Here is a 15508-nt window from a genome sequence, read left to right as displayed (position 1 = left end):
CTGATCCTCTATTTGTCACTCAGCCAGACGATCCCGAGACTCGGCGCCACCACCGCGATCACGCTCGTCGTCGTCGGCCAACTGGTTGCCGGCATGGTGATCGATCATTTCGGCTTGTTCGAGGTGCAGCCACGAAGCGTCGATTTGCAGAAGACTCTTGCGACGGCGCTGCTGCTCGCCGGCGCCTATCTGATGCTGCGGTGAGGAAAGGATTATCGGTCAATCAGGCCTGTTGACGGTCGCGGCAACCGACAGGAAGTGGGCCCCTTTTTCGAAACTCATTGCGTTGCTCTGGCCTGCCGATTGCGATCTTTTCTCAGGCTCGCCAGGGTGAGCCCATAGATGCAGGCCACAACGACGATGAGCGCGACGACCTGATAGAGTTCGATTGTGTCACCCAGGAGGGGAACCGCCAAGATCATGGTCAGAGCGGGCCATGGTGTCGTGATGGAACTGGCCAGCGACACGTCGATATGGCGCACGGCATAGAACCAGACGATCAACTCGAGGAAGTAGACCAGGCCCATCAGCGCCGCCATGGGCTGAAGGATCGCGGTCCCGGCGGCGATAAGCCCCGATGGCAGGGCCACCGCCATCACGACCGCAAGAAACACCGTGGAGATCACCACCCGGAAGAACGTTACCTGGGCGGGCGTGATCGGCGTTTTGCCGAGTTCTTCCTTGATGATCACATGCGCGATGCTCCACAGAAGCGGCACGCCGAGCGCCACGAGAAACCAGGGCGACAGACCCGACAGTCGCAATGTGCCGCCGGTGCCGAGATAGAAGAGCGAGCCGATGAGAACCGCCGTCAATGCCAGTTCGACCACGGACTTGCGCCGCCTCAGGAACAGGCTCTCCCAAAGGATCGCGAAGAGCGGATAAGCCTGGATGGCGATGGCGGCATTGGCCGCGCCCGCCTTCTCGACGCCGAGCACGTAGAGGTAGGTCGACAGGCCGAACAGTGCACCGGTGAAGAGCGCCACATAGATCATCCGCCTGCGTTCGCGCGGCAAAAGGTCGAGACCGAAGATGCCGCGCGTCCCGCGACCGAGTTCGACGGCAAAAACCGGCAGCGCGAAGACGACCTGCCAGACGGAAAGCGCCAGCGCGAAGGTCAACGCATCGATCACAGGTGGCCGCAGGTTGGAGATGATCGGCATCGTGCCGAGTAGGACCAGGCACACCAGCGAGAGCGCGATGCCTTTGCCGACGGAGGGTGAGGAATGTGCCATGGGACCGGACCGGTAAGTTTGCATTGACCGACTCAGGAATTGCCTCTCTATTGTATAGATGCAATCGAAACATTGATCTCATGGCAATTTGGCTTCCGGACATCGAAGAGCGCAGCGGCCCCAAATACCTTCAGATCGTCGAGGCGATGGCCAAGGATATCGCCGTCGGCCGCCTTGCGCCCGGAACCCGCCTGCCGCCGCATCGCGAGCTCGCCTACCAGCTCGGCGTGTCGGCCAATACGACGAGCCGCGCCTATGCCGAGGCGGTGCGACGGGACCGCTCGTCGGCGGCAACCTCGACATGGTTGCCACCGCAGCTGGCTGGGCGCTGCCATCGCTGCGAGGCGCAATCCTCCTGATCGAGTCGGCGGGCCTCGGCATCGGTCAGTTCGACAGAGCGCTGACCATGTTGACGCGCGCCGGCCACTTCGACGGAGTCGCTGGTATCGTCATAGGTCACATCACGGGGACGCCTGCCAATCCGCCTCTCGATGCGATCGAGCTGTTGCGCCAGCATCTTTCAAGCTTTGGCGTGCCCGTGCTCGGCGGCCTTCCCATTGGGCATGACGCGGACGCGAGGTCTGTCCTGATAGGAGCACAAACGGAGATTGACGCAACTGCCGGGCTGTTGATGCAATAGCGACCGGCGTCTCGCCCAGATCAGTCATGCTCGGAACCGCGCCATTTTGTCAGAGCTCACGTTGGCGAGCGTTTTCTGGGTGTCCGCCTCGTCCCGCTCATCCGAATCTGATGCCCCCTGACCGCCGCTCTCCGTTGCCGGCCGGCTACGATCACGTCAAGCTTCGCGCCCAGTCATGCAGGCGTGTGATCGGCGTGGCGCCCCGGTCAGCGCGGCGCGTAACCAGATGATAGGTGGCACCTCCCGGCGCGGGCCGTCTGGCGAGGACGCGCAGCCCCGGGCGATCGCCGACATTGCAGGCGCGCACGCTGGCGATGCCGTGGCCGAGTTCGGCCGCCCGGAGGCTCGCCGCATCGTCGCTCACGCGGGGACCCCAGGTGACGACCTCGGGCGAGACGCGCTGCGCGTCGAGCCAGACCGGCCACTCGTCGAGGCCCGGCTGACGGATCAGCGGCTGGCTGCGCAGCAATGCGGCCGTGTCGTCTGTTGCATGAACGGTCGCCACGACCAGCGCGATCTGTGAGGGCACCAGTGGCGTCGCCATCAGGTCGACAGCGAAGGCGGCACCATAGCGAATCGCGATGTCGGACGCCGTCCAGCCGCGCGTCTCCTCGAAGGGCGTCGCCGCCGTGACGAGGTCGACCGTGAAGGGCTCGGCCAGCGCCCGGATCGTGTTCATCCTCGGCATCAGCCAGGCATCGGCGAAGGCGGGCGTGGCATGCAGGCGCAAGGCCCGATCGCGCCGGCCGGGCGCCAGCGCATCCTCGATCGCCTCGAGATGCGGGCGCACCCGCTCATAGAGGGCAAGGCCGTCGCTCGTCGGCACGAGCTTGCGGCCGCGCCGCGTCGCCAGCTTGCGACCGAGATGAGCTTCCAGCGCCGCGATGCGCTGGCTCACCGCGCCGGGCGTGATGTTCAGCCGCTCGGCGGCCTCGGCCGCGCTCGCCCCCCGCACGATCTCCGCGAAGGTCCTGAGCGCGTCGAAGGGAAGGCGCGAGGTCATGGCTTCAGTTTAGCCCAGCTAAACCCGCCGTCGAGCGCTCTCGCTTGTCCGGGGCCGGATCCCGACCGAAATGAGTGGCATGTCCGATCCGCGCACACCGCTCACGCTGTCCGCCGGCCTCCTGCTTGTCGTCATCTTCGCCGCCTTCGGTGCCCAGCAGACGGCCGTCAAGCTCGCCGTCGCCGATATCGGGCCGATCGCGCAGGCGGCGCTCCGCTCGGCCGGCGGCGCGGCACTGCTCGCCCTCTGGTTCGTGCTGCGCCGCACAAATCCCTTCGCCGCGCCCTTCACGCTATCGGTCCTGCTCGGCGTGCTTTTCGCGGTGGATTTCGGCCTGCTCTATGTCGGCATCGCGCTGACGTCCGCCAGCCATGCGACAGTGCTCTATTACACCGCGCCGATGATGATCGCGCTCGCGGCCATGACCGCCATCGCCGACGAGCCCTTCGACACCCGCAAGATCGCCGGCATCGCCATCGCCTTTGCAGGCGTCGCCATCGTCGCGCTGGTGCGGCCGTCCGGCGGTTCGGCAACGCTTGGCGGCGATCTTCTGTGCCTGGGCGCGGCGGCGGCCTGGGCTCTGACCGTGCTGGTCATCCGGGCCACGCGCCTCAAATCCGTCGACGCCTCGGTCGTGCTGTTCCATCAGCTCTTCTGGTCGGTGCCGCTGCTGGCGGCGACGGCTTTTGTCTGGGGTGACACAACCCTCCGCTGGAGCGCCCTGGCGCTCGGCTCGCTTGCCTTCCAGACCGTCGCCGTGGCCTTCATCGGCTACCTGGTCTTCTTCCGGCTGATCCAGTTGCACCTGGCCTCGCAGGTCTCGGCGATGAGCTTCCTGGCGCCATTGTTCGGCGTTCTCAGCGCCTGGGCGATCCTCGGCGAGACTCTGACGCCGGGCTTTGCGATCGGCGCCGGCGCGATCCTGGTCGGGCTTTACCTGACGAACCGCGCTCGTCGGAACGTGCCTTGCCCGCGCTCCCCATGAAGGGGATTCAGCCGCAATAGCCCCGGCATGACACACCGCCACAGCCCAATCCTTGCCGCTTGTCCACGACCGCAAGCCCTTGCAGCGCGCGACATGCACCGCACGGAATACGGGTTGCAATAATAAGGCAATTTATGGGTTTATCCTTCGATAGGAAGGCTTGTGATATCCAGCGTATCGGCTTGCCTCTTTCAGAAGCGCCGGTTTCTCTTCATGCTGCCAGCTATGGACAATAAGAAGACGGAATTCTCGCCGTCATCATTATCTGCTCTCAACGGCGGCGGAACGGCCTTGCCTCTTCACGCTCCGCGCGGTGTCGGCGCAGGCGCCAAGTCTCTGCCGCCTTGCGCGGCAGCGAGCAGGTCCTCGGCGAGGATCAGCGGTGCATGGCGCTCGCACTGTCGATGAGTTCACCCGGCCGCACCGAGCACGTCCCGTCCGTCCCTGCTCTCGGCGCCGTGCTGTTGGTCGCGGTGGCGGCCGCGCTGTGGGGCACGGTCGGCGTCGCCTCGAAACTGCTCTACGGCACCACCGAGATCTCGCCGGTCTTCGTCGGCTTCGTGCGGCTGGCGCTCGCCTCGCCGCTGCTGCTGATCCTGTCGCTTGCCACCGTCGGCCGGCGCACCTTCGCCTTCGCTGGCCGGGAACTGGGCGCGATCGTCATGATCGGCGTCTCGATGGCGCTCTATCAGCTGTTCTACTTCACCGCCGTCGCGACCACCGGGGTCGCCATCGCCACGCTGGTGACGATCTGCACCGCGCCGCTGATGGTGGCGCTGGTCGCGAGCGTGCTGCTGGGCGAGCGCCTGAACGCGCCGGTGATCGGGGCGCTTGGCATAGGCATCGCCGGCACCGCCATGCTCGTCGGTATGCCCTCCGATGTCGGCGTTACGCAGGCCGCCATCCTTGCCGGCACCGGCTGGGCGCTCGGCTCGGCGGTCAGTTTCGCGGTCTTCACCCTGTTCAGCCGCGTGCTGGCCCCGCGCCACCATCCGTTCACGCTGATCGGCATCGGCCTCGGCGCGGGTGCGCTGATGTTGCTGCCCGTCGCCCTGTTCCATGTGCCCGCCTCGGTCTCGGCGGAGGGGCTTTGGCTGTTGCTCTATATCGGGCTGGTGCCGACGGGCTTTGCCTATGTCGTCTTCTTTGCCGGCATGAAGCGCGCGGGCGCGACGGTCGCCAGCATCGCCGCGCTGACCGAGCCGCTGACGGCGACACTTCTGGCCTGGCTGGTCTTCGACGAGCGGCTCGGCGCCCTCGGCCTGATCGGCGCGGCCCTGCTCGTCGCCGCCATGGTGCTGCTGACGCGGAGCACGCGCGCGCCGCGCTGACGGTGCGGTCAGAACCAGACCTGCCGCGATCACCACTTGTCTGGCTCAAGCTGCGACCTGTCGGCCAACTGCGCGGCGAAACCTCAGTCGTGATGATGCCGCTTCGCCTGCGCGATCAGCCAGTCGCGCACGCGGCTCACCGGTCGCGACAGTTGCCGCGTGTCGGGCACCAGCATGAAGTAGCGCTCGCGGCTGGTCAGGGCCGGCCCGGGCAGCCGCACGAGCGCGCCCGATCGCAGCGCTTCGTCGCAGATCACATTGTCGCCGATGGCAAGGCCGGCGCCGCGCATCGCCGCATCGACGCAAAGATGCGAGCGGTTGAAGTACAGTTGCCCGGCCGCCTCGTCGAGCGACAGGCCGAGCGCGTCGAAGCAGCGCCGCCACCAGTAGATGCCGCGCTCGTGGATCAGCCGGTGCGCCAGGAAGAAGGCCGGATCGTCGGGCGTCGGCCCATTGTCGATCAGCGTTGGCGCTGCGACGGGAAAGCCCTCGAAATCGAGGAACGGCTCGGTGCGGAAGCCGGTGCATTGCGCCGCGCCCCAGGTCAGCGCCAGATCGGCATCGCCGAGGACCGCGCGTGGCGGGTCGGGCCGCACGCGGATGTCGAGATGCACGTCCAGATCGTCGAGCGCCGTGTCCGTCAGGATCGGCATCAGCCAGCGCGTGGCGAGATCGGATTCAACGTCCAGCACCACGGTGCGCCGGCCGACACCGCGCCTGAGGCGCCCGGTGTCGATCTCGAGTGCCGAAAGGGAATCGGCGACCGTCCGCGCGAACAGGCTGCCCTCGCCGGTCAGCACCACATGGCGGGCATGGCGTTCGAACAGGGCGATGCCGAGTTCGGTCTCCAGATTGCGCACATGGCGGCTCACGGCGGCATGGCTGACGCCGAGTTCGTCGGCGGCGCGGGCGAAGCTGCCCTGGCGGGCGGCGGCGTCGAAGGCGCGCAGGGCGTTCAGATTGGGCAGTTTGCGCATGCGGTGAGCGTAACCAAAACGCACGCTGGAGCAAGAATTGATCGCTTGAGCCCCAGCCCGGTCTTCGCTTGTCTGCGCCCGAACCATCGGAGCGCAGCCATGACCGCATCCACATTGCAAGCCAGCCGGGTCATCGCCGCCCTTATCGTCGGCGTGCTGATCTACGGGCTCGCCATGGGCACGACCTACCCGCTGCTCGGCGTCGTGCTATCGGGACAGGTCTCGGACGCACTCAACGGGCTCAATGCCGCGGCCACGGGTCTGGGGCTCATCGTCGGCGTCCTCGTCATGCCGCAGGTGGCGCGGCACGCCGGCGCCGGCACCACCGCGCTGATCGGTGTCGGCGCGATGACGGCGGCGCTGCTGGTCCTCGCGTTCGTGCGCGAATTCTGGCTCGTCTTCGCCGCGCGGCTGGCGCTCGGGATCGGCGCCAACCTTCTGTTCATCGTCGCCGAGACCGCGCTCAACACGTTTGCCGATCCGGCGCGGCGCGGCCGCGTGATGGGGCTTTACAGCACGGCCGTGGCGGTCGGCTTCGTGCTCGGCCCGGCCGTCGTCGCCGCGCTGCCGGACCGGCCGCTGCCGATCCTTGTCGGCTGCGCGGCCATCACCGCCTTCGCCGCGCTGCCGCTTTTGCGCGCGCAGCGGCCGGTCGACGCGGCGGTGCGGCCCGCCTCGGGGCGCGCCATGCTGCCGGCGATCATCGGCTATCCGTCCGCCTTCGCCTTCGTCTTCATCGGCTCCTGCATGGATGCGGTGGCGATCAGCCTTCTGCCCGTCATTTCGCGCGGGCAGAGCTTTTCGCTGCAGGAGGGGGCGCTGTTCGTCACCGTCTTTCATGTCGGCCTGCTCGCCGGCCAGCCGCTGATCGGCGTGGCGCTCGACCGGCTCGGCCGGCGGCGAACGGTGCTGGGCTGCGGGGCGATCTCGCTCGTCTGCACGCTTGTCATCGCGTTCGGCGGGCCGCTCGGCTTCTGGCCGGTCGCGGTGCTGATGCTGCTCTGGGGCGGGGCCAATTACGGGCTCTATACGGGCGGGCTCGCGCTGATCGGCGACCGCTTCGCCGGCGCGGCGCTGACCGCGGCGACGATCGCCTTTGCCGCCGTCTATGCCATCGCGTCGGCGATTGCCCCGGCGCTCGCCGGTGGAGCCACGGCGCTCCTCGGCGCCACCGGCTTCTACGTCACCGTCGCCACCATCTATCTGGCGGCGACGCTCGTCGGGGTGATCCGCTTCCGCCCCGCCGAGCCGACGCTTTAAGGTTGTGGCGCTCGCCGCCCGCCCCGGTAAAGGCCCGCTCGATCAAGGCAGCCATCGCCTCGACGGTATCGCCGCTGGCGGCCGGTGCCCGGCGCAGCACCAGCGCGGACGGATGGTCGAAGTCGAGGCTCGGGACCGGGGTCAGCCCGCCCGCGGCATCGCCCCGATCGAGCAGGCCGGCGGCGATGCCCGCCTCGACGGCGGCGCGCACGCCGACCGCGCTCTCGCTGGTGAACACGATCCGGTAGGGACGCTCGGCCGCATCGAGTCCGGCGATCGCCACATCGCGCCACCAGCAGTCGCGGTCGAACAGCGCCACGGGCAGAACCGTGTCAGCGGCAAGCTCACGGTCGGCGCGCGCCATCCAGACAAGCTCATCGCGCCGCAGCACCACATCGCGCGGCGCCGGCTCGGGCACCGCGAAGACCGCCAGATCGAGCGCGCCCGCCCGCAAGGCGGCGTCATAGCCGGCCCCGAGCGCGCAATGCACCTCGAGTTGCACGCCGGGATGACGCACCGAAAAGTCGGCGACGATCCGCGTCAGCACGGCGCGGTCCTGATCGTCGGGCAGGCCGATGCGCAATCGGCCACGCAGGCTCTCCCCGCGCAGTTCGGTCAGGACCGCATCGAGCGTCTGCGTCACCCGCTGCGCCACCGGGACGAGCCGCTCGCCGGCATCGGTCGGCCGCACGCCGCGCCCGTGCCGTGCAAACAGCGGCTGGCCGACGATCGTCTCCAATTGCCGGATCTGAAGGCTCGTCGCCGATTGCGACCGGCCGATGCGGCCCGCCCCGGCGGTGACGCTGCCGGTCTCGACAACGGCGAGAAAGGTGCGCAGCAGATCGCTGTCCAGTTGCGGCATTGCCATTGGAAGTACCGATTGCTGAATTTGGAACTACGCGTTTCTCAAATGGCTGTCCATGCCCCACATTGGCGTCAAAAGGAACGATCGAGACGACCATGACCTTCGCCGAGACGATCCGCGCCGCACGCCCGACCATCCGCCGTGTCTATGTCGCGCTGGTCGCGATCCTCGTCGCGCTGGTTGCCTGGCAGCCGGCGCTCGCCCGCGACACGCTGGTCTTCGCCGTCTCCGGCCTGGTGCAGGTCACGCCCATCGTCGTCCCGGGCGTCCTGCTCGCCGCCTGGATGATGGCGAGCGGGGCGGGCGACCGGGTCGCCGACCTGTTCGCCGGCCGCACGCTTCACACGGTGGTATCGGCCACGGTCGTCGGCGCGCTGCTGCCGGTCTGCGGCATCACCGTGCTGCCGCTGATGGCCGGGCTCCTGGCCGCCGGCGTGCCGCTGGCGCCGGTGATGGCGTTCTGGCTCGCCTCGCCCATCACCGGCCCGGCCATGCTCGCGGCGACCGTTGCCACGCTGGGCTGGGAGTTCGCGATCGGCAAGGCGCTGGCGGCGATCGGGCTCGGCCTGTTGGGCGGGTTGGCGACTGCGCTGTTCGGGCAACGCGCCTGGGCGAAGACGCCGCTCAGGTCGAACCGCCTCGTCGCCTCGCTGGGAGCCCCGTGCGGCGCGGCAGGAAGCGGACCGGCGTTCGAGCCGCGCATCTGGCGAACCGCCGAGCGGCGCCAGCGCTTTGCACGGCAGTGCTGGTCGATCGGCCGGCTGATCGTCATCGTTCTGGTGCCCGCCTTCGCCGCCGAGTTCCTGCTCAACGCCTGGCTCGCCCCGGATGCGCTGAGCGCCTATGTCGGCCGCGACAACCCGTTGGCCGTGCCGCTTGCCGTCATCGTCGGCGGGCCGGCCTATATCGACGGCTATGCCGCGCTGCCGCTGACGCGGGCTCTGATCGAGGCCGGCATGGCGCCGGGCGCCGCCATGGCGTTCCTGGTCTCCGGCGGCGTCGCCAGCATCTGGGGCGCGATGGCGATCGTTCCGGTGCTGCGGCTCACCCCGTTCCTGCTCTATCTTTCGCTGGCGGCGTCCGGATCGATGCTGTCGGGCTGGGCGTTCGGACTGGCAAGCTGACCGGCTTCGGCCATCGCACCGCGCCGCGCCCTGGCCACCCCCGGCGAGACGAAGCGCGCCATTGCGACGAGGCCGAGCAGCGCCAGCAGCAGGCTGCCCAGGAACACCCAGCGCGCGGCGGGCAGGAACGCATCGGCCGTCTCGGCCTCGGCGAACCCGGCCGCATTGGCGATGATGCCGATATAGGCCGCGCCCAGCGCATAGCCGAGCCGCTGCACGGTGGGGATCGCTCCGGAGACGCGCTCGGTCTCGGCCGGATCGGACAGCGTCGTCACCCGGCGCAGGATGAAGGTCCAGGCGATGCCGAAGCCGCCGCCCTCGATCACCGCGACGATGGCGATCAGCCAGACCGGCCCGGCCGGCACGGCGAGCGCAAACCCGACGATGCTGAGGACCACCATCGCCATGCCGACGGCGATGTATTTGGGATCATGGCGCGGGTCGGCGCCCGAAACGATGATCGCGAACACCGTCCAGCCGACCGCCGAACAGGCGACCAGATAGCCCGCGACGATGGCCGAGACGCCATGGATGGCGACGACCAGCAACGGACCATAGGCGGTGATCGCAATGGTCGCCGCCGACATGGCAAGCACCATGGTGAGCGCGCTGCCGTGCGCGGTGACCAGACCGAAGGGAACCGGCGGCAGCAGCCGGTCGGCGCCGGCGCGCCCGTCGAGCACGACAAAGACGATCAGCAGCACCGCGCCGGCGGCGATGAAGGCCGGGGTCGCAACGGGGTGGATGTCGATGCCGGCCCAGGCGATCGAGACGATCCCGGCGGCGAGCACCGCAAGGCGCAAGACCGGCACTGTTTTCGACAGCCCGGCCGCCGGCGGCCGCGCGCCGAGCTTGGCGGCAAACCCGATCCACAGCGCGAGCGCGAACGCCTGCGCGGCGAAGAAGACGAAGCCGGCCCGCCAGGTGGCATATTGAACGAACAGCCCGCCGATCAGCGGTCCGAGAAAGGACGATACGCCCCACAGTGCCGAGATCGCCGCCATGGCGCGTGCCATCAGCCGCTCGGGAAACAGCAGCGAGACCGCCACGAAGGACAGCGCCATCAGCCCGCCACCGCCCAGCCCCTGCAGCAGACGCCCCGACAGCAGCACCGGCATGGTCGGCGCGAACGCGCTGACCAGGCACCCGATGGCAAACAGGATACCGGCCAGCGTCATCGGCAGGCGCAGGCCGTAGCGCACGGCCAGGAACCCGCCCGTCGCGCCGGCGACGATCGAGCCGATCTCGTAGAGCGCCACCGACCAGGCGACCAGCGCCCCGCCGCCGATCTCGGCGACGATCGCCGGCAGCATGGTCGCCACGATCAGCCCGTCGGCCGCATGCAGCCACACGCCAAGGCACACCAGTGCCAGGGCCGGCGCATGATCGCGCGTTGCGATCTCGGACCAGGCGACGCGGGTGTGTGGAGCGGGATCGGCCATTGACGGCGGCCTTTCGGTCGTTATTATAGAAAGCAATTACTTTCTAAAAAGAGACCGATGTCAAGGCCGACCGACGAGCGACTGCTCTATCTGATCAAGAGCCGGGGTCCGGTGACTGCGCGGGACGCCGGCACTGCGCTCGCCATGACGCCGGCCGGCGCGCAGCAATGGCTGGCAAAGCTTGCCGGCGAAGGCCTTGTCGCGCCCGACGATCGCCGGCACGGGCGCGGCCGGCCGCGTCGCTACTGGGCGCTGACCGAACGGGGTCACGCGCGCTTTCCCGACCGCCATTCGGACCTGACGCTGGACATGCTGGAATCGACCCGCGCCGTGTTCGGCGCCGACGGGCTCGACCGGCTGATCGCCCATCGCGAAGCCGAAACGCTCGCACGATACGAAGCGGCGATGGCCGATTGCGCGACGCTTCAGGCACGCGTCGCAAAACTTGCCGAACTGCGCAGCGCCGAGGGCTACATGGCCGACTGGCACCGCACCGACGATGGCGGCCTCGTGCTTGCCGAAAACCATTGCCCGATCTGCGCGGCGGCCGCCGTCTGCCAGGGCCTTTGCCGCTCGGAACTGGCGATCTTCCGCGCCGTGCTCGGGCCCGATGCAAGCGTGGAGCGTACCGAACACGTCCTCGAAGGCGCGCGGCGCTGCGCCTATGCGATCGGCCATGCGGAGCAAGGCATCAGAGTGTGAGGGGGCAAAGCCCACGCTCTCTTCGATGGTCCCCTTCCCGGTCTTCAGCAACGGGATCAGACGTTGATCGTCGTGCATCTCATGCGTCGCAGTCGAAACCCGTCGACCGAAAGCGCATCTGGCGCCAAATACCGTATTGGAGAAGATCGTTCTCTTCGGGCGCCTCACGACGCGACCCCGCCTGACCGCAAAGGCAGATAAGGCGCGCAGCCCCGAACGGGCCATAGAACGCCAAAAGACTCAGCGCTCGATCTCTGCGAAGATCTCTACAATGTTCCAATCCGGATCTCGTACAAAAAGCGTTCTATGGCCAAACTCCTGGTCGACGGGGGGTTGAACGATGTCCACCCGGTCACTGGCCAAACGCTCATGCCACAGGTCAACATCGTCATAGGGTACCTGGAACGCCAATTGCACCGAAGCGGACCGGCCGGGAACCTCGCCGTCAAACCAACTGAGCCACTGCCCTCGCGGGCGAAGCGTCAAGAACGTGCCGTGCAATTTAAAACGCACCCAAGAGGGATGGTCCTCGACGAGGCGAAGCTGAAGCCGATTGAGATAAAAATCTATTGCGGCCCGCATGTCTCTGCAGAGAAGTATGAGGTAGTCGATCTTGGCGATAGAAACGAATGTCATCGGGCAGCCTAAACACGTGCCCTAAGCTCACACCACCCGAAACACGTGATCTGACGATTTGGAGCGGCCCCGTCAACCCTGCACGCGTTGCGCCCGCTCATGCCCGTCTCCGCACGCGCGCCTTCAGGCACACCATCATCGCCGCAAGAACGACGACGGCTGAGGCGAGCGCGGTCGTCGTGATCTCCTCGCCGAGGAAGAGCGTCGGCCAGACGAGCGCCGCCAGCGGCAGCAGGAGATTGATCTGCCCGATCCGGGCGATGCCGCCGGCCGCCAGGCCGCGATACCAGAAGATCGCCGCAAGGAACATGCTGACGATCCCGAGATAGGCGATCGACACCCAGCTCCACGGCGCCACCGATGCAAGGTCCGCGTCGCGCAGCGACCAGACGAGCGGGCCGGCGGCGAATGGCGTCAGAAACAGCATCGCCCAGCTGAGGGTCGTCGTGCCGCCGAGCTCTGCCGATACGCGCCCGCCTTCCACATAGGCCACACCCAGACACAGGAGCGCGAGAAGAAGCCAGCCGTCGGCCACGCTGAACTGGCCAGCACCGGCATCGTAGGCGTAGGCGAGAACGGCCGCGATTCCGGCGGCGCAGGCCAGCCAGAAGACCGGCGGCGGGCGTTCGCCGGCGCGCAGGACGGCGATGATCGCGGTCGCCGCTGGCGCAAGACCCGTCACCACGGCGCCATGCACCGCAGGAACCGATTGCAGCGCCACCGCCAGGAAGAACGGATAGCCCGCCGCAAGCCCAAGCCCCATGACGGCGATGGCGATGAGATGCCGTCGTTCCGGCAGCGCGGTCCTACCCGTGAGAACGAGCGTGACGCCGCCGAGAAAGCCCGCGACCACGATGCGCGCGGAGGTGATCGCGAGCGTCGAGAAATCGGCGACCGCGACGCGGGTCGCGGCCAGCGTGCCGCTGAAGCCGAGCATCCCGAGAAACCCGAAGAAGACGCCGACGGTCCAGGAAGCGTTCGGTGCGGTCATGGGGGCGTGCCGGGCGGTCATGGGGCGTGCCCGGCGGTCATGGGGCGTGCCCGGCGGTCATGGGGCGTGCCCGGCGGTCATGGGGCGTCGGGCCTCGGAAAGGTGACCGCCTCGTTCTTGTTGCCGTCGAGATCATGGATGAAGGCCCCGAAATAGGTGGTGACGGCCGCCTCGCGCTCTCCGGGCGCGCCGCCGCACGAGCCGCCATGCTCCAGCGCGGCCCGGTGGAAGGCGATGACCGCGTCCTTCGTCGGCGCGCGCAGGCAGACATGGCTGCCCGTGGTCTCGTCGATGGGCGTCATGCCGGGGCGCGCGTTCAGCCAGAACTCGGGATAGCGCTTGCCGTAGCCGACCGTCGCCTCGCGCGTGACGAGGCGATCGAGGCCGAGCGGCGCCAGAACCTGGTCGTAGAAGGCTCCGCTCCTGACGAGGTCCAAGACGGCGATGGAGACGTGATCGATCATGGATCGTTGTCTCCTGAAGGTTGTGGCCGGTTCATCTCCGGGCCGGCCTGTGAAGGGCGATGCCGGCCATCACGAGCGCGATCCCGAGCAGGTCCCCGGGGCCTGGAAACTGGGCCAGCACAATGGCCCCAATCACGGTGGCGGTCGCCGGCAGGAGCGCCAGAAGCAGGGCAAAGGAGGCGCGCGGCAGCCGCGCCATGGCGAGCTGGTCGCAAACATAGGGGATGACGGACGAGGTGACGCCGACGCCGATCCCGGCCAGGACGATCAACGGCATGCCGAAGGCGCGGGCAGCTTCCAGAAAGCCGATCGGCATCAGAATGACGAAGGCGATCGCCATGGCCGCGCCGAGCCGCTCGACGCCGCCGCCCGCGCCCGCTTCGGCCGCTCTGTGCCCGAGGACGATATAGCCGGCAAAGAGTGCGGCGTTCAGCGCCGCCCAGAACAGGCCGAGCGGGTCGGTCGCCCATGTGACGTCGATCAGCAGGACGACGCCGAACGTGGCGAGTGCGAGCGCCAGTAGGTTCCGCCCGGTTCTGAGGCCGTAAAGCGCGACGACGAGCGTTCCGAGAAACTCCATCGCCGCAACCAGGCTCATGGGCAGACGGTCGAGCGCCAGGTAGAAGGCGGTGTTCATCGCGGCGAGGCAGACGCCGAGACCGAGCAGCAGGAGCCGCGTGCGTCCATCCGCGTCGCGCAGGGTCCGCCACGGCCGGGTCAGGGGCGCAAGGACAAGCGTCGCCGTCGCGATGCGGAACCACGCGATGCCGAGCACGCCGACGACGGGGAACAGAAGCACGGCTAAGGCGGGACCGAGATAGCGCGAGACCGCGCCGACGCCGAACCATGCGTGCGGCGGCACCGCATTGGCGGCGCGGTCGAGCCCGGGGGACATTGACAGCGCGGATACCGCTCGCGAGCCTTTCATTCCATCGAGTATGAAGGGCGACCGTACCTTTTCACAGTATCGAACGATGCTATGATGAGCTTGAATAAAATTAATCAAAGGCAAAAGCCATGAAACGCCTTGGATATCAAAACGGCCCGCTCGACGCGGTCGACCAGACGATCCTGACCCTGCTCGTCGCCAATGCCCGCACCACCACCGCCGACCTGGCGCGCGCGGTGGGTCTGTCGGCGCCGAGCATCGCCGAGCGGGTCCGTCGCCTCGAAGAGGCCGGCGTGATCGGCGGCTACACCGCCGAGATCGCACCGGAGGCCATCGGCCTGCCGATCTCGGTGTGGCTGCGCATTCGCCCCGTCCCGGGCCAGTTGCAGAAAGTCGTCGAGATCATCCGGGACATCCCGGAAATCACCGAGTGCGACCGGGTGACGGGCGAGGACTGCTTTCTCGCCCGCGCGCATCTGGCCTCCGTCGCCGAGATGGAGCGCATCATCGACCGGATCATTCCTCACGCGATGACCAACACTTCGGTCATCCAGTCCTCACCGGTGAAACGCCGCCTTCCGCCTTTGCCGGCCGCGGCACCCCGATGACGGCCAGGCGTGGACGTGGGGGCGGTCGGCGGTCCTCCTCATGCGGCGACCAGCGCCAGCCCGACCGAGGCCAGCAGCATCAGCGCGAACGCGATATTGGCCGCGCGGCCGATCCTCGGATGGCGCAGGAGCCGCGAAAAACCCGCGCCGAAGGCCAGCCAGGCCGTGTTCACGATGACGATGACAAGGGCGAGTGCGACGAGCTTGACGCCGGTATCCGCGCCGAGATGGCCCGGAACCAGCGTCTGGCTGGCATAGACCGCGCCGATGGCGGCAAAGTGTCAATCGGCGTCCAATTTTGACCCCGGATCGGCGTCCAATTTTGACCCCTCCGGCATTCGCTGATTGGCGGGCTG

19 protein-coding genes are annotated in these 15508 nt (G+C 68.0%); 9 read left to right on the top strand and 10 right to left on the bottom strand.

All coding sequences use genetic code 11. From position 1 onward, the window contains the following. A partial coding sequence (locus tag RBB34_RS19330) for a DMT family transporter (RefSeq protein ID WP_306120880.1) occupies positions 1-204 on the top strand: 204 nt, incomplete at its 5' end. A 74-nt stretch (positions 205-278) separates the two neighbouring features. On the opposite strand, the gene RBB34_RS19325 is transcribed toward RBB34_RS19330, so the two are convergent. Then, complete coding sequence (locus RBB34_RS19325) at positions 279-1235, bottom strand: DMT family transporter (protein ID WP_306120879.1); 957 nt, start codon at positions 1233-1235, stop codon at positions 279-281. Positions 1236-1315: 80 nt separating this feature from the next. Between RBB34_RS19325 and RBB34_RS19320 the strand changes: the two genes are divergently transcribed. Both RBB34_RS19320 and RBB34_RS19315 read left to right on the top strand, forming a co-directional pair. Further along, on the top strand, positions 1316-1594 hold the full coding sequence (locus tag RBB34_RS19320; protein ID WP_306120878.1) for a GntR family transcriptional regulator: 279 nt from the start codon (positions 1316-1318) through the stop codon (positions 1592-1594). Next, the gene (locus RBB34_RS19315) at positions 1537-1875 is read left to right on the top strand and encodes a hypothetical protein (RefSeq protein ID WP_306120877.1); all 339 of its coding nucleotides are present in this window, start codon (positions 1537-1539) and stop codon (positions 1873-1875) included. The genes RBB34_RS19320 and RBB34_RS19315 overlap by 58 nt, the downstream gene beginning before the upstream one ends. A 151-nt stretch (positions 1876-2026) precedes the next feature. Here RBB34_RS19315 and RBB34_RS19310 read toward each other — a convergent pair whose 3' ends face one another. Continuing rightward, positions 2027-2878 carry a LysR family transcriptional regulator gene (locus tag RBB34_RS19310; protein ID WP_306120876.1) on the bottom strand — a complete coding sequence of 284 codons (852 nt, stop codon included), beginning with the start codon at positions 2876-2878 and terminating at the stop codon, positions 2027-2029. A 70-nt stretch (positions 2879-2948) separates the two neighbouring features. Between RBB34_RS19310 and RBB34_RS19305 the strand changes: the two genes are divergently transcribed. Both RBB34_RS19305 and RBB34_RS19300 read left to right on the top strand, forming a co-directional pair. Further along, positions 2949-3863 carry a DMT family transporter gene (locus tag RBB34_RS19305; RefSeq protein ID WP_306120875.1) on the top strand — a complete coding sequence of 305 codons (915 nt, stop codon included), beginning with the start codon at positions 2949-2951 and terminating at the stop codon, positions 3861-3863. Between the two features lie 386 nt (positions 3864-4249). Then, entirely contained in the window at positions 4250-5194 is a 945-nt protein-coding gene (locus RBB34_RS19300; RefSeq protein ID WP_306120874.1) for a DMT family transporter, read from the top strand. 83 nt (positions 5195-5277) lie between these two features. On the opposite strand, the gene RBB34_RS19295 is transcribed toward RBB34_RS19300, so the two are convergent. After that, positions 5278-6171, bottom strand: coding sequence for a LysR family transcriptional regulator (locus RBB34_RS19295; RefSeq protein WP_306120873.1), 894 nt, complete (start codon positions 6169-6171; stop codon positions 5278-5280). A gap of 99 nt (positions 6172-6270) precedes the next feature. Between RBB34_RS19295 and RBB34_RS19290 the strand changes: the two genes are divergently transcribed. Further along, positions 6271-7431 carry an MFS transporter gene (locus RBB34_RS19290; protein ID WP_306120872.1) on the top strand — a complete coding sequence of 387 codons (1161 nt, stop codon included), beginning with the start codon at positions 6271-6273 and terminating at the stop codon, positions 7429-7431. On the opposite strand, the gene RBB34_RS19285 is transcribed toward RBB34_RS19290, so the two are convergent. Then, entirely contained in the window at positions 7355-8299 is a 945-nt protein-coding gene (locus RBB34_RS19285; protein ID WP_306120871.1) for a LysR substrate-binding domain-containing protein, read from the bottom strand. The two genes, RBB34_RS19290 and RBB34_RS19285, sit on opposite strands and share 77 nt — an antisense overlap. A gap of 92 nt (positions 8300-8391) precedes the next feature. Here RBB34_RS19285 and RBB34_RS19280 point away from each other — a divergent pair, with 92 nt between their 5' ends. After that, positions 8392-9420: a permease gene (locus RBB34_RS19280; RefSeq protein ID WP_306120870.1), complete on the top strand. Its 1029-nt coding sequence runs from the start codon at positions 8392-8394 to the stop codon at positions 9418-9420. On the opposite strand, the gene RBB34_RS19275 is transcribed toward RBB34_RS19280, so the two are convergent. Further along, positions 9357-10862 carry an MFS transporter gene (locus RBB34_RS19275; protein WP_306120869.1) on the bottom strand — a complete coding sequence of 502 codons (1506 nt, stop codon included), beginning with the start codon at positions 10860-10862 and terminating at the stop codon, positions 9357-9359. The two genes, RBB34_RS19280 and RBB34_RS19275, sit on opposite strands and share 64 nt — an antisense overlap. Before the next feature lie 57 nt (positions 10863-10919). On the opposite strand from RBB34_RS19275, the gene RBB34_RS19270 reads away from it, so the two are divergent. Beyond that, complete coding sequence (locus tag RBB34_RS19270; RefSeq protein WP_306120868.1) at positions 10920-11564, top strand: helix-turn-helix transcriptional regulator; 645 nt, start codon at positions 10920-10922, stop codon at positions 11562-11564. Positions 11565-11804: 240 nt separating this feature from the next. Here RBB34_RS19270 and RBB34_RS19265 read toward each other — a convergent pair whose 3' ends face one another. The 4 genes from RBB34_RS19265 to RBB34_RS19250 all read right to left on the bottom strand — a co-directional run bounded on the left by RBB34_RS19265 (position 11805) and on the right by RBB34_RS19250 (position 14550). Continuing rightward, a complete protein-coding gene (locus tag RBB34_RS19265; protein ID WP_306120867.1) occupies positions 11805-12200 on the bottom strand; it encodes a VOC family protein in 396 nt (131 codons plus the stop codon). 97 nt (positions 12201-12297) lie between these two features. Further along, entirely contained in the window at positions 12298-13212 is a 915-nt protein-coding gene (locus RBB34_RS19260; RefSeq protein ID WP_306120866.1) for a DMT family transporter, read from the bottom strand. A 56-nt stretch (positions 13213-13268) separates the two neighbouring features. Further along, the gene (locus RBB34_RS19255; protein WP_306120865.1) at positions 13269-13655 is read right to left on the bottom strand and encodes a VOC family protein; all 387 of its coding nucleotides are present in this window, start codon (positions 13653-13655) and stop codon (positions 13269-13271) included. Positions 13656-13686: 31 nt separating this feature from the next. Further along, complete coding sequence (locus tag RBB34_RS19250; protein ID WP_306120864.1) at positions 13687-14550, bottom strand: EamA family transporter; 864 nt, start codon at positions 14548-14550, stop codon at positions 13687-13689. A gap of 122 nt (positions 14551-14672) precedes the next feature. Between RBB34_RS19250 and RBB34_RS19245 the strand changes: the two genes are divergently transcribed. Continuing rightward, a complete protein-coding gene (locus RBB34_RS19245) occupies positions 14673-15152 on the top strand; it encodes an Lrp/AsnC family transcriptional regulator (protein WP_306120863.1) in 480 nt (159 codons plus the stop codon). 38 nt (positions 15153-15190) lie between these two features. On the opposite strand, the gene RBB34_RS19240 is transcribed toward RBB34_RS19245, so the two are convergent. Beyond that, positions 15191-15325: a hypothetical protein gene (locus RBB34_RS19240; protein WP_306120862.1), complete on the bottom strand. Its 135-nt coding sequence runs from the start codon at positions 15323-15325 to the stop codon at positions 15191-15193. Between the last annotated feature and the right edge of the window lie 183 nt (positions 15326-15508).

This window comes from Roseitalea sp. MMSF_3546 (assembly GCF_030732865.1).
Taxonomy (GTDB): Bacteria; Pseudomonadota; Alphaproteobacteria; order Rhizobiales; family Rhizobiaceae; genus Roseitalea.
The sequence above is the reverse complement of the archived record's forward strand: the minus strand, read 5'-3'. Positions and strand labels throughout refer to the sequence as shown.

What these genes read in the sequence shown, in the direction of transcription:
- RBB34_RS19300 (WP_306120874.1), top strand. Translation starts at nt 4,250, where the DNA reads ATGGCGCTCGCACTGTCGATGAGTTCACCCGGCCGCACCGAGCACGTC.
- RBB34_RS19260 (WP_306120866.1), bottom strand. Translation starts at nt 13,212, where the DNA reads ATGACCGCCCGGCACGCCCCCATGACCGCACCGAACGCTTCCTGGACC.
- RBB34_RS19325 (WP_306120879.1), bottom strand. Translation starts at nt 1,235, where the DNA reads ATGGCACATTCCTCACCCTCCGTCGGCAAAGGCATCGCGCTCTCGCTG.
- RBB34_RS19285 (WP_306120871.1), bottom strand. Translation starts at nt 8,299, where the DNA reads ATGGCAATGCCGCAACTGGACAGCGATCTGCTGCGCACCTTTCTCGCC.
- RBB34_RS19315 (WP_306120877.1), top strand. Translation starts at nt 1,537, where the DNA reads ATGGTTGCCACCGCAGCTGGCTGGGCGCTGCCATCGCTGCGAGGCGCA.
- RBB34_RS19295 (WP_306120873.1), bottom strand. Translation starts at nt 6,171, where the DNA reads ATGCGCAAACTGCCCAATCTGAACGCCCTGCGCGCCTTCGACGCCGCC.
- RBB34_RS19245 (WP_306120863.1), top strand. Translation starts at nt 14,673, where the DNA reads ATGAAACGCCTTGGATATCAAAACGGCCCGCTCGACGCGGTCGACCAG.
- RBB34_RS19290 (WP_306120872.1), top strand. Translation starts at nt 6,271, where the DNA reads ATGACCGCATCCACATTGCAAGCCAGCCGGGTCATCGCCGCCCTTATC.
- RBB34_RS19275 (WP_306120869.1), bottom strand. Translation starts at nt 10,862, where the DNA reads ATGGCCGATCCCGCTCCACACACCCGCGTCGCCTGGTCCGAGATCGCA.
- RBB34_RS19270 (WP_306120868.1), top strand. Translation starts at nt 10,920, where the DNA reads ATGTCAAGGCCGACCGACGAGCGACTGCTCTATCTGATCAAGAGCCGG.
- RBB34_RS19320 (WP_306120878.1), top strand. Translation starts at nt 1,316, where the DNA reads ATGGCAATTTGGCTTCCGGACATCGAAGAGCGCAGCGGCCCCAAATAC.
- RBB34_RS19280 (WP_306120870.1), top strand. Translation starts at nt 8,392, where the DNA reads ATGACCTTCGCCGAGACGATCCGCGCCGCACGCCCGACCATCCGCCGT.
- RBB34_RS19265 (WP_306120867.1), bottom strand. Translation starts at nt 12,200, where the DNA reads ATGACATTCGTTTCTATCGCCAAGATCGACTACCTCATACTTCTCTGC.
- RBB34_RS19310 (WP_306120876.1), bottom strand. Translation starts at nt 2,878, where the DNA reads ATGACCTCGCGCCTTCCCTTCGACGCGCTCAGGACCTTCGCGGAGATC.
- RBB34_RS19305 (WP_306120875.1), top strand. Translation starts at nt 2,949, where the DNA reads ATGAGTGGCATGTCCGATCCGCGCACACCGCTCACGCTGTCCGCCGGC.
- RBB34_RS19250 (WP_306120864.1), bottom strand. Translation starts at nt 14,550, where the DNA reads ATGTCCCCCGGGCTCGACCGCGCCGCCAATGCGGTGCCGCCGCACGCA.
- RBB34_RS19255 (WP_306120865.1), bottom strand. Translation starts at nt 13,655, where the DNA reads ATGATCGATCACGTCTCCATCGCCGTCTTGGACCTCGTCAGGAGCGGA.